11 protein-coding genes are annotated in these 11616 nt (G+C 40.3%); 6 read left to right on the forward strand and 5 right to left on the reverse strand.

Annotated elements, in window-relative coordinates; translation table 11 throughout:
• Nucleotides 1-85: 85 nt before the first annotated feature.
• Nucleotides 86-388 (forward strand): FtsB family cell division protein, encoded by a 303-nt coding sequence (locus B4B65_RS08945; protein ID WP_201680040.1) that lies wholly within the window; start codon nt 86-88, stop codon nt 386-388.
• 60 nt (nt 389-448) lie between these two features.
• On the opposite strand, the gene B4B65_RS08950 is transcribed toward B4B65_RS08945, so the two are convergent.
• The 5 genes from B4B65_RS08950 to B4B65_RS08970 all read right to left on the reverse strand — a co-directional run bounded on the left by B4B65_RS08950 (nt 449) and on the right by B4B65_RS08970 (nt 5518).
• Nucleotides 449-1813, reverse strand: a complete 1365-nt coding sequence (locus B4B65_RS08950) for a pyridoxal-phosphate dependent enzyme (RefSeq protein WP_293915191.1) — start codon at nt 1811-1813, stop codon at nt 449-451.
• A gap of 46 nt (nt 1814-1859) precedes the next feature.
• Entirely contained in the window at nt 1860-2675 is an 816-nt protein-coding gene (locus tag B4B65_RS08955; RefSeq protein ID WP_002993736.1) for an AMP nucleosidase, read from the reverse strand.
• A gap of 335 nt (nt 2676-3010) precedes the next feature.
• A complete protein-coding gene (clpX, locus tag B4B65_RS08960) occupies nt 3011-4261 on the reverse strand; it encodes an ATP-dependent Clp protease ATP-binding subunit ClpX (protein ID WP_201680038.1) in 1251 nt (416 codons plus the stop codon).
• 4 nt (nt 4262-4265) lie between these two features.
• Nucleotides 4266-4964 carry an ATP-dependent Clp endopeptidase proteolytic subunit ClpP gene (gene clpP, locus B4B65_RS08965; protein WP_002993743.1) on the reverse strand — a complete coding sequence of 233 codons (699 nt, stop codon included), beginning with the start codon at nt 4962-4964 and terminating at the stop codon, nt 4266-4268.
• Nucleotides 4965-5059: 95 nt separating this feature from the next.
• Nucleotides 5060-5518 carry a type I restriction enzyme HsdR N-terminal domain-containing protein gene (locus B4B65_RS08970; RefSeq protein ID WP_293915194.1) on the reverse strand — a complete coding sequence of 153 codons (459 nt, stop codon included), beginning with the start codon at nt 5516-5518 and terminating at the stop codon, nt 5060-5062.
• A gap of 96 nt (nt 5519-5614) precedes the next feature.
• On the opposite strand from B4B65_RS08970, the gene holA reads away from it, so the two are divergent.
• From holA to B4B65_RS08995, 5 genes are all read left to right on the forward strand, one after another.
• Nucleotides 5615-6619: a DNA polymerase III subunit delta gene (gene holA, locus B4B65_RS08975; protein ID WP_201680037.1), complete on the forward strand. Its 1005-nt coding sequence runs from the start codon at nt 5615-5617 to the stop codon at nt 6617-6619.
• A gap of 379 nt (nt 6620-6998) precedes the next feature.
• On the forward strand, nt 6999-7616 hold the full coding sequence (locus B4B65_RS08980) for a TetR family transcriptional regulator (RefSeq protein ID WP_201680036.1): 618 nt from the start codon (nt 6999-7001) through the stop codon (nt 7614-7616).
• Nucleotides 7606-8910, forward strand: coding sequence for a TolC family protein (locus B4B65_RS08985; protein WP_201680035.1), 1305 nt, complete (start codon nt 7606-7608; stop codon nt 8908-8910). Before B4B65_RS08980 ends, B4B65_RS08985 begins: the two co-directional genes overlap by 11 nt.
• A 5-nt stretch (nt 8911-8915) precedes the next feature.
• Complete coding sequence (locus tag B4B65_RS08990; protein ID WP_201680034.1) at nt 8916-10010, forward strand: HlyD family secretion protein; 1095 nt, start codon at nt 8916-8918, stop codon at nt 10008-10010.
• A 2-nt stretch (nt 10011-10012) separates the two neighbouring features.
• Nucleotides 10013-11593 (forward strand): MDR family MFS transporter, encoded by a 1581-nt coding sequence (locus B4B65_RS08995; protein ID WP_293915198.1) that lies wholly within the window; start codon nt 10013-10015, stop codon nt 11591-11593.
• Nucleotides 11594-11616: the final 23 nt, after the last annotated feature.

An 11616-nucleotide genomic window follows, 5' to 3' on the forward strand; every position in this document is an offset into this window, starting at 1 on the left:
TCGATAGTCTCTTTTTTATTTTCAGAAAATTACTTTAATTTTAGCTTGTTAGAAATTAATAGGTAATAGTTTGTACTTTTGGCATATGGAAAGATTTTTGTACGTTATCCGAAATAAATACCTGCTTGCAGGTGTAGCTTTTGTGGTATGGATGTTATTCTTTGACCGAAATGATTTCAGTACGCAATACAGTTATCAGAAAGAAAAGTCTAATCTGGAAAAAGAAAAGGCATACTATGAGAAGGAGATAGCTGGTATTCAGCAGACTATTAAGGATGTACAGAATAATCCCAGTGAGATTCAACGTATAGCACGGGAACGCTATCAAATGAAAAAAGATAATGAAGATGTCTACATTATCCTTGAAAAGGAAGCCGAGAAAAAATAATATAAAGAGAAGGGGTATCTGATTTCAGATACCCCTTCTTGTTGATAAAAGATATATTGATTATCCCTCAGATATAGCATTGATAATATCATATTGCGTAATGATATTGATTCTTCCGTATTCATCTTCGACTAATACTGCCTGAGAATCCTTATTGATCAAGGCCGAAATTTTGTCTATAGAGGCATTAAGATCTACAAATGGAAAAGGCTTTGTACTGATGCTTTGCACTTTTGCGGATTTAGTGGATGGATTTTCCAGAAGTGCCGACAAAATATCAGACTCTGTTATCTTTCCGACAACCATTCCCTGCTGTGTAACAGGTATCTGGGAAATATTCAATGTTTTCATTGTGTTGAATGTTTCAATCACTGTCTGGTCAACATCTGCTGTTACAATGTCCTGTGTTTCCCGTTTTTTCAGAATAGTCAGAGCCGTTAATTTTTCATCTTTCAGAAACCCGCGTTCACGTAACCAGTCTTCATTGTACATCTTACCCATATAACGGGACCCGTGATCATGGAAGATAACCACAACTACATCTTCATCCTTTAGAGATGCTCCCAGCTGCAGGAGTCCTGCAACAGCAGCTCCTGCCGAGTTCCCGGCAAATATGCCTTCTTTTCGGGCCAGATCTCTGGTCTGAAGTGCAGCATCTTTGTCTGTTACTTTTTCAAACAGATCGATGACGCTGAAGTCCACATTTTCAGGAAGAAAATCTTCACCTATACCTTCCGTGATATAAGGGTATATCTCGTTTTTATCGAATATTCCTGTTTCCTTGTATTTCTTAAAAACAGATCCGTAGGTATCGATACCCCAAACTTTCAGATCCGGATTTTTCTCCCGGAGATATCGGGCTGTTCCCGATATAGTTCCGCCGGTTCCTACTCCGACGATCAGATGCGTGATCTTTCCTTCGGTCTGTTCCCATATCTCAGGACCTGTGGTCTCATAATGGGCCTGTGCATTGGAAGGGTTGTCATATTGATTAGCCTTCCATGCATTGGGTACTTCCTTTTGCAATCTGCTCGAAACAGAATAGTAGGAGCGGGGATCTTCAGGTTCAACGTTAGTTGGGCATACAATTACTTCAGCGCCGAATGCACGAAGTGCATCAGTTTTCTCTTTGGACTGTTTATCCGTAGTGGTAAAGATACAACGGTATCCTTTTACGACAGCCGCCATGGCCAAGCCCATTCCGGTATTTCCGGATGTTCCTTCGATGATGGTGCCACCCGGTTTTAGTAATCCCGCTTTTTCGGCATCCTCTATCATTTTGATTGCCATGCGATCTTTGATAGAGTTGCCTGGATTTGTTGTCTCTATTTTAGCCAGGATTGTACCCTTGAGGTGCTTAGTGACTTTATTCAGTTTAACAAGAGGCGTATTTCCTATTGTTTCCAAAATATTGTTATACCACATACTGTTTTATTTGTTTATGCAAAGGTAATCTTTTCCGTTGAGGGGATTAGAACTGCAGGTGTTTCACTGTTAAACCATTATTTATCAGCTGTTTCAGGGAATCAATACCGATCAGAAGATGCGTTTGTACATAATTAGCAGTTACAGATACGTCGCTTTCTTCCGTTTTTACCCCTTCAGGGATCATCGGTTGATCAGATACCAACAATAATGCTCCTGTAGGGATTTTATTGGCAAAGCCTACGCTAAATATTGTCGCAGTCTCCATATCTACACACATTGCGCGTATAGATTTGAGGTATTTCTTAAACGATTTCTCATGTTCCCATACACGTCTGTTGGTGGTATATACTGTCCCAGTCCAGTAGTCACGTGAATGATCCCGTATCGTGGTGGATATTGCTTTCTGTAAAGCAAATGCCGGCAGAGCGGGTACTTCAGGTGGAAAGTAGTCGTTTGATGTTCCTTCGCCCCGTATTGCGGCAATAGGGAGTACAAGGTCACCGATCTTATTCTTCTTTTTCAAGCCTCCTGCTTTTCCGAGGAATAATACGGCCTTTGGTGCAATGGCTGACAACAGATCCATTATCGTTGCTGCCATGGGACTGCCCATTCCGAAATTGATAATCGTGATACCGGCTGCAGTCACCGATTGCATCGGTTTATCTGTGCCGTAGATTGGTGCATTATCATGCATTTCGGAAAAAATATGCAGATACTTTGAAAAATTGGTTAACAAAATATACTCTCCAAATTCATCAAGAGGTCTTCCTGTATAACGAGGAAGCCAGTTGTGTACGATATCTTCTTTTGATTTAAGTCCGGCTTTGACCGGGCTGTTTTCTTCTTTGTTTTTGCTCATAACAATTTTATTAATAGGTGTTACTTTATATATCTGAAAACCGGATACACGCTATCCTGCCGATTGGAGAAGAACGATCAGCAAGTATAAGCATATCCGTTTAACTTTCTGTTAAAGTGCTGTAAAAGAACTTTTGTGTGCGACTGCATCTGCCCGGAATACATCTGTGTCAGATTGTATTCATGAGCAATAGTTATAGCGGATAAGAAACTGTTGGGCTATGACCAATGTAGGCCGGCATTGCGCTGATCTACTGTTGTCAGTATTGTGTAATAAGCGGATTGGAACCGAATATAAACAAGGCTCTCCTCAATGGAGAGCCTTATATCTTTTAGTTACGCGACATGCAGTTTTTTGATGTCTGACTTTTCAAATTTTTGTTTGGCGTAGTCTAGCGTAATGTGCAATGTATTGTCGGTAATGTCTTCTCTTGAAGTCGGAATTTCGAACATCGCATCCAGCATAATTGCTTCGCATATGGCCCTTAATCCTCTGGCTCCTAATTTGAATTCATCTGCTTTGTCCACGATAAACTGATAGACATTTTTATCGAACTCTAACTCGATACCTTCATAGTTAAACAGTTTTTTATACTGTTTGATCAATGCATTTTTGGGTTCCGTCAGGATGCTTAACAACGTTTCCTTGTCCAACGGATTTAAATAGGTCAATACAGGAAGACGGCCGATCAGTTCAGGAATCAAACCAAAGTTTTTCAGATCCTGAGGAGTGATGTACTTATACAGATTGTTTAAGTCAATCTCCTGTTCGTCTTCTCTCATTTTGTAACCTACTGTCTGTGTTCTCAGGCGGTTTGCGATCTTTTTCTGAATACCGTCAAAAGCTCCCCCGCAAATAAACAGGATATTACTGGTGTTGACAGCAATCATTTTCTGATCCGGGTGTTTACGTCCTCCCTGAGGCGGTACATTGACCACTGTTCCTTCTAATATTTTTAACAGCGCCTGCTGTACACCTTCACCGGATACATCCCTTGTGATGGACGGATTATCGCTTTTACGTGCTATCTTATCGATTTCATCGATATAAATAATACCACGTTCGGCGGCAGCTACGTCATAGTCTGCTGCCTGTAATAAACGCGTCAGTATACTTTCCACATCTTCACCCACATAGCCAGCTTCTGTCAGTACTGTAGCATCTACGATGCTGAACGGTACATTCAAAATTTTAGCTACTGTCTTTGCCAATAGTGTTTTTCCGGTTCCTGTTTCCCCTACGATGATCAGGTTTGACTTTTCAATCTCAATATCGTCTTTGTCTATTTTTTGATTCAGACGTTTATAATGATTGTATACCGCAACCGAAATCACTTTTTTAGCATCATCCTGACCAATAACGTATTGATCAAGATGCTGTTTGATTTCCAGCGGGCGGATTAGTTTTAAAGCAGTCTGTAAAGATTTGCTCTTGCGTTGCTTCAGCTCTTCAGCCAATATTTCATTGGCCTGCATGACACAGCGGTCACAGATGTGAGCGCCGTCTCCGGCAATCAGCATTTGGGCATCATTTTTACTGATGCCACAAAACGAACAGCGAATATCTTTTGTGTTATTTTTGCTCATTTATCTATTTGATTTCTTTTTTGGAAGACAATACTTCGTCCACCATTCCAAATTCTTTTGCTTCTGCAGCTCTCATCCAGTAGTCACGGTCAGAAGATTTTTCTACCCATTCGTACGACTGACCTGAATGCTCTGCAATGATAGTATAAAGCTCTTCTTTCAGCTTAAGCATCTCACGAAGATTGATTTCCATATCTGCAGCAACGCCCTGAGCACCGCCTGATGGCTGGTGGATCATGACACGTGAATGTTTCAACGCTGCGCGCTTACCTTTGGCTCCGGCTACTAATAATACAGCTCCCATTGAAGCGGCCATACCAGTACATATTGTAGCTACGTCCGGAGAGATATATTGCATTGTATCATATATTCCTAATCCGGCATATACACTACCTCCCGGTGAATTGATATAGATCTGTATATCACGTTGCGCATCCGTAGACTGAAGAAATAATAATTGTGCCTGAATAATATTAGCAACCTGATCGGTAACAGCATCTCCCAAAAAGATGATGCGGTCCATCATTAATCTGGAGAATACGTCCATTTGTGCCACATTTAGCTGACGTTCTTCTACAATGTAGGGAGTCAGGTTAGTGGGCATATTTTGTTGAACACGTGAAATGAAGCTGTCCACATGTTGGCTTCCGATACGGTGATGCTTGATAGCATATTTTCTGAATTCGTTTTTATCTATGTTCATAATATTAATTTTCCTTTTATTAAGACGAATATAAAACTATATTTTAAAAGTTGTATATGTTGCACCTTATGTTTTACATCCAGCCAACAATTAAGTCAGATGACGAAATAGTCCGGCAAATCCTTTAAAAATTCGTAAGATTTTGTCTCAAAACTAATTTTACAATAGAAATGATCCAATCCATTACTTACTAACAATAACGGGATTTGATGTACGGTATTGTAATTTGCAATCTGCTCGAACACAGATTGTGTAATCTTTACATGAGGAGCTTTGAATTCAGCCAGTAATATCTTTTCTCCTTTATTGTTGTAAATAAGCAAATCACTTCTCTTCTGGAGGGTATTCAATTTAAGTCCTCCTTCCGTTTTCATCAAGGATTTTGGATATTTCTTTTCCTGATGTAAATAATTGATCCAATGTTGTCTTACCCATTCTTCCGGTGTCAGTACCAGCTTTCTTTTACGTAACTCATCATAAATGAATATGATGTCGTTTTCCCTCGATAGTTTAGCAGAAAAAGGTGGTAAATTTAAGGGAATGGGTGTAAACATGTGCAAAGATACGAAATCTGTTGTAAATCGTAAATCCTTCAAATTCTTAAAAGTTATAACAAAGGGAAGGGGAATTAATTTGTATTTTTGTTGGGTATGAATGTCAGTCCTATTCTTTCGGATATCAAAAATAAAAAACTCAAACCCGTTTATCTTTTACACGGGGAGGAACCTTACTTTATTGATCTGATCAGCGATACTATTGAAAGTTCGGTGCTGGATGATGCACAGAAAGGATTTGATCAGACGATCCTGTACGGCAAAGACACGGACTTTATCACTATAGTGAATGCGGCAAAGCGTTATCCGATGTTGAGTGATCATCAGGTTATCCTAATCAAAGAAGCTCAGGATCTGAAGTGGAAGCAGGGGGAGGAGCTCTTGCTAAACTATGTGGAGCATCTTACGCCTAGTACCGTGCTGGTATTCAACTATAAATACGGCAAATTTGATAAGCGTAAAAAACTTTATAAGGCTATTGAAAAGACCGGTGAAGTTGTAGAGTCTAACAAGCTTTATGAAGATAAAGTGGCTGGCTGGATTACTTCTTATGTGAAGGATCATGGCTGGTCCATTCATCCGCAGGCTGCAGCAATGATGGCTGAGTATTTAGGAACAGATCTTTCCAAGGTATCTAATGAGCTCGATAAACTGATGCTGAATGTGCCAAAGTCTACGGAAATAGGAGCAGGAGATATCGAACGAAATATCGGGATATCCAAAGATTTTAATGTGTTTGAACTGAATACGGCTCTGGCGAAGCGCAATGCGCTGAAAGCGTACCAGATTGTCGATTATTTTGCTGCTAACCCCAAGAATAATCCGTTAGTAGTCGTATTGGGGGCAATGGGCGGTTACTTTACAAAAGTATTAAAGTATCATTATCTTCCGGATAAATCTGCTGCTGCCAAGGAACTGGGGGTTCATCCCTTTTTTATAAAAGAATATGAGATTGCAGCGCGGAATTACAACCGTCGTAAGGCATTCGATATTATAAACCATTTGAAAGAAGCAGATCTCAAATCAAAAGGAATGAATGTAGGCAGTAATACGGGTACGGATGATATTCTGAGAGAGATGATCTTTAATATATTAAATTAATAATGGACTGTGGTGTCAACTGATGCCGGCATAGCTTATTATTAAATGCTTTAATTATACTTTTCAACCTTTATTCAGGGTTTGTTGCTGCCCTCAACGGCAACATAAGTTAGTCCTGTGGCCAGGATAGCTCTACTTTACCCACTTTTCCTTTAATATATTGCTGGTTTCCTACCCGCAAAATTGTAGCTGACAAGCTATCTGATTTTCTATAGCAAACTATTTATGTGATCATAATTAAATGGCAGAAAGATGTTTACGAAATCCTGTGATGTCTTATTTTTCATTTCAATGTCATCTATGCAAAAAATATAAATTAAACATTTGTTTAAATTAAACGTTTGTTTAATTTTGGCCCGTCAAAAATAAATGTCTTATCATGGAGATAAACGAAAAGCAACTGGAAATACTGAATGTCGCCGAGAATCTTTTTTCGATAAAGGGTTTTGACGGGACTTCTGTTCGGGATATTGCCAGCGAAGCCAACGTAAATGTGGCTATGATCAATTATTACTTCGGATCGAAAGAGGGGCTGCTGGATACATTGATCAATGTACGCGTGGAGAATTTTAAAATGAATGGCGAAAGTTTGAAGGATATTTCATCTCCGATGGAAAAAGTGGATAAGATGATCGAGCTGTATGTCAAATCGATGAACTGTAACCGTGGTTTATATCAGGTAATAGCAGTGGAGTCGACGATCAAACGTAAGCTGCTGCTTTCGGAATCATTTCAGGAGCTTAAATACCACAATCTGCGTGTAATTGAAGAAGTTGTTCAGGATGGAGTGGATAAAGGGGTTTTCCAGCCTGGAAACAGCTATATCCATATTCATGCAACGCTGATGGGTACATTTATGAATTTTCAAATGAACTATTTATTTCTCAAATCAGCACTGAATATGGATTCGGAAGAAGAGTATTCCAATTACATTGAGACAGAACTGATTCATTATTTACAAAAGAATATTAAAGCACTACTCACATATGAAAATTAAATTATTGGGTTTGGGTGCACTTTTAGTGTTTGCTCATCTGGATGGGTTTTCTCAGGAAAAACGTAAGATGACACTGGCTGAAATTATACAATTGGCCAGTACGCAAAGCACAGAAGCCCACTTATCGGATACCAAAATCGAAAGCCGCAGGTTAGAAGTACAATCTGCAAAAAACAGTCAGTTGCCGGAAGCACAATTAAGTGGTCAGTACATGTTGATGACAACTCCGGATATCAATTTCCATATCCCACTCGGGGGAGAGGGAGGTGCACCTGATATTAAAGCTAATCAGCTTATGCTGGGGAGAGCAACGATCAATATGCCGATCTACACCGGAGGTAAGATTACGGAAAGTATTCACGCTTCAGAAAATGCATTGAAGGCTGAACAATGGTCAGCACAGGCAACAAAGGATCAGCTTTCCAAGCGGGCATTGTCCTTGTATCTGAACTTGTATAAGGCACAGCAGACTAATCTGCTGATTGAAGAAAATATCAAACGTGCCAGACAGCGTGTAGAGGATTTTAAAGCTATGGAAACGAATGGAGTGATTGCCCGTAATGATCTGTTGAAGGCTGAATTACAATTGTCTAATTATCTGGTAGCACAACAGGAAGCTCAGAAAAATGTGAAAGTGATGAACTATCAACTGGCAAATTTTCTGAAACTGGATGAACAGACTGAATTTGCACAGATAGAGCTGGAAACAGGCAATGTTTCAAATCTTCACGCTTCTATGGAAACTGCTGTGGCTCATCGTTCGGATCTTAAAGCTGCAGAAGCACAGCATGATGTAGCCCTGAATCAGGTGAAAATCGCTAAAGCTGCTAACTATCCGACTTTGTTTGCAACAGGTGGCTACACAGCTATGGATGTGAAAAATGTAATTACAGTGAAGAATGCTATGAATGTAGGCGTAGGGGTGTCTTATGATATCAGCTCACTGTATAAAAATAAAAAGAATGTAAATGTTGCCCGCAATAAGGTTCGTGAGGTAGAAGATAATATGAGCTTGCTGAATGATCAGATCAAAGTACAGGTACAGCAGGCTAATGAAAATTATGAGCTGGCAAAAGCGCAGGACAGGGTATACGTACAGGCGGTAGATCAGGCCAATGAAAACTTCAGAATCGTAAAAGATAAATATGATAACGGTGTGGCAGATACGGATGATCTGCTGGAGGCTGACGTACAACAACTGCAAAGCAGAATCAATCTGGCTATCGGAAAAGCAAATACAGTAGAGAAGTATTATGATCTACTATTGACTAATGGAGAAATCAATCAGAAATAATCGTTATGGAAACTAATAATAAAGAAGGTAAAAAATCAAATAAAAAATTTGTCATCATCTTGGTGGTTCTTGTACTGCTGGGAGGTGGATATGGTACATATAAATATTTACACGGCCAGGCTCATGAGACGACAGATGATGCGCAGGTAGACAAAAATATGAGTCCTATCATCCCTCGTGTAGGCGGGTATGTGTCAAAAGTTTTTGTTAAAGACAATGACATCGTGAAAAAAGGAGATACATTGTTTACAATTGAACCTCAGGATTACCTGGTGAAAGTACAGGAAGCTCAGGCGGCTTTACTGGCTGCAGAGAGTTCTCTGGAAGTATCCAAAGCAGATGTTTTTGCTTCTTCTGCTAATGTAGCCATCTCTGATGCCAGTATCAAATCTAATGTAGGGAGTGTAGATGCGGCTAAAATACGTGCTGAACAAGCTAATAACGATTACGTACGGTATTCAAATCTGTATAACAATCATTCTATTACCAAACAACAATACGAGCAGGCTTTGACAGCCAAGCTGGAAGCAGAGAAACAGGTTGAGATTCTGCAACAACAACGTAATGCAAGTACATCTCAGCGTAACGCGGTTGTGAGTAAGACTACGGTTGCTTCTAAGCAAACTTCCGTTGCACAGGCGAATATTGAACGTGCAAAAGCGGTTCTTGATGCAGCCAATTTAAGTCTTTCCTATACTACTGTAGTTGCGTCTGTAGATGGTCAGGTATCGAATATCAAAATTCAACCTGGACAGATGATCAATCCCGGACAATCGTTGTTTTATATTGTTGACAACAGTGAAACCTGGGTGGTGGCCAATTTTAAGGAAACGCAGCTGAATAAAATGCGTCCCGGTCAGAAAGTAACTATTAAAATTGATGCTTTTCCGGATACAGAATTTGAAGGTGAAATCAACTCTTTCTCTCCGGCTACAGGATCCCGTTTCTCTTTATTACCTCCGGATAATGCGACCGGTAACTTTGTGAAGACGGTACAACGTCTTCCTGTCAAGATCAGATTAACCGATAAAAATACAAGTGATAAAATCGCATTATTGCGTCCGGGAATGAATGCGGACGTTGACGTTCATGTAAAATAGATATGGAAACATTACAACAGGATAGTCTGGTTGAATATGGTTTCCGTCGCGTAGTCATTACGATTACAGCTGTATTATGTGCCTTGCTGGAAATTGTGGATACGACTATTGTCAATGTAGCCTTGAATGACATGAAGGGCTCCCTGGGCGCTACGTTGACAGATGTTGCATGGGTGATTACAGCTTATGCTATCGCCAATGTAATTGTAATCCCGATGACCAGCTGGCTTTCGCAACAGTTCGGAAGACGAAACTATTTCGCAGCATCCATTATTATTTTTACGGTTGCTTCCTTTTTGTGTGGTAATGCAACCAATATCTGGGAACTCGTTTTCTTCAGGTTTATTCAGGGTATGGGTGGAGGTGCGCTTCTGGTAACTGCGCAGACGATTATCACAGAGAGTTATCCTCCGGAGAAAAGAAGTATGGCACAGGCCATCTACGGTATGGGTGTCATTGTGGGGCCTACCTTAGGTCCTCCGTTGGGTGGATATATCGTAGATGAATATTCGTGGCCGTATATATTTTATATCAATGTGCCTTTGGGTATTATTGCGACACTTTTAACCTTATCTTTCGTCAGAAGTCCGAAATATGGTAAGAAACAGTCTGCAAGTGAAGTGGATTGGTGGGGTGTGGTCTTTCTGATTATGTTTATCGGATCGCTGCAGTATGTGCTTGAACATGGACAACAAGACGACTGGTTTGAGAATCGTACGATTGTCACTTTGTCGATCTTATCTTTCTTTGGGTTGTTTTTCTTTATCTGGCGCGAATTGACATACAAGAATCCGATTGTCAATCTTCGGGTGCTGAAAGATAAAAATCTGCAGGTGGGAACTATTATGAGTTTCATTCTGGGATTTGGTTTGTTCGGGTCCACCTTTATCATCCCTATCTATACGCAGTCTATTCTGGGCTGGTCTGCCACAGATGCAGGGTTGTTGCTGATCCCGAGTTCGATTATGACCGGTTTGATGATGCCGTTTATAGGGAAAATGATTCAGGCGGGCTTACCACAAAAATATATGGTTGCAGTAGGCTTGTGTATATTTTTCGGGTTCTCATTTTTCATGTATGGTATACTGACGAATGACACAGGATCAGAGCATATGTTCTGGCCGCTGATTATACGGGGAGTGGGTCTGGGATTATTATTTGTACCGGTGATGACTTTATCTCTCTCTACTTTACAGGGAAAAGCGATTGGAGAGGGGGCTGCATTTACAGGGATGATGCGTCAGCTGGGCGGATCCTTCGGTATAGCCTTGATCACAACTTTTATTTCCAGAGATTCACAAAAACACCGGGTAGATCTGGTTTCACATCTGGACTCCAGCAGTTTTGAAGTGCAGCAGCGTATACAGCAGATGCAGGCTAATTTTATGTCTAAGGGATTCAGTTCCAATGAAGCGTTAGCTAAGGCGCATCAGCTTCTCGATCTTTCAGTCACCAAGCAAGCTGCAGTACTCTCTTATATGGATGTATTTCTGTATCTGGGAATTGTTTTTCTGATTTGTGTGCCTTTTGTACTGACAATTAAACAAGGTAAAAATAAAGTGGATATGTCCAATGTTCACTAATAACATAAAGGTCTTTCCCCGGG

It is taken from the genome of Sphingobacterium sp. UBA5789 (assembly GCF_002418355.1).
In the GTDB taxonomy this organism is placed as follows: domain Bacteria; phylum Bacteroidota; class Bacteroidia; order Sphingobacteriales; family Sphingobacteriaceae; genus Sphingobacterium.

What these genes read in the sequence shown, in the direction of transcription:
- clpP (WP_002993743.1), bottom strand. Translation starts at nt 4,964, where the DNA reads ATGAACATAGATAAAAACGAATTCAGAAAATATGCTATCAAGCATCAC.
- B4B65_RS08945 (WP_201680040.1), top strand. Translation starts at nt 86, where the DNA reads ATGGAAAGATTTTTGTACGTTATCCGAAATAAATACCTGCTTGCAGGT.
- holA (WP_201680037.1), top strand. Translation starts at nt 5,615, where the DNA reads ATGAATGTCAGTCCTATTCTTTCGGATATCAAAAATAAAAAACTCAAA.
- B4B65_RS08955 (WP_002993736.1), bottom strand. Translation starts at nt 2,675, where the DNA reads ATGAGCAAAAACAAAGAAGAAAACAGCCCGGTCAAAGCCGGACTTAAA.
- B4B65_RS08980 (WP_201680036.1), top strand. Translation starts at nt 6,999, where the DNA reads ATGGAGATAAACGAAAAGCAACTGGAAATACTGAATGTCGCCGAGAAT.
- clpX (WP_201680038.1), bottom strand. Translation starts at nt 4,261, where the DNA reads ATGAGCAAAAATAACACAAAAGATATTCGCTGTTCGTTTTGTGGCATC.
- B4B65_RS08985 (WP_201680035.1), top strand. Translation starts at nt 7,606, where the DNA reads ATGAAAATTAAATTATTGGGTTTGGGTGCACTTTTAGTGTTTGCTCAT.
- B4B65_RS08970 (WP_293915194.1), bottom strand. Translation starts at nt 5,518, where the DNA reads ATGTTTACACCCATTCCCTTAAATTTACCACCTTTTTCTGCTAAACTA.
- B4B65_RS08995 (WP_293915198.1), top strand. Translation starts at nt 10,013, where the DNA reads ATGGAAACATTACAACAGGATAGTCTGGTTGAATATGGTTTCCGTCGC.
- B4B65_RS08990 (WP_201680034.1), top strand. Translation starts at nt 8,916, where the DNA reads ATGGAAACTAATAATAAAGAAGGTAAAAAATCAAATAAAAAATTTGTC.
- B4B65_RS08950 (WP_293915191.1), bottom strand. Translation starts at nt 1,813, where the DNA reads ATGTGGTATAACAATATTTTGGAAACAATAGGAAATACGCCTCTTGTT.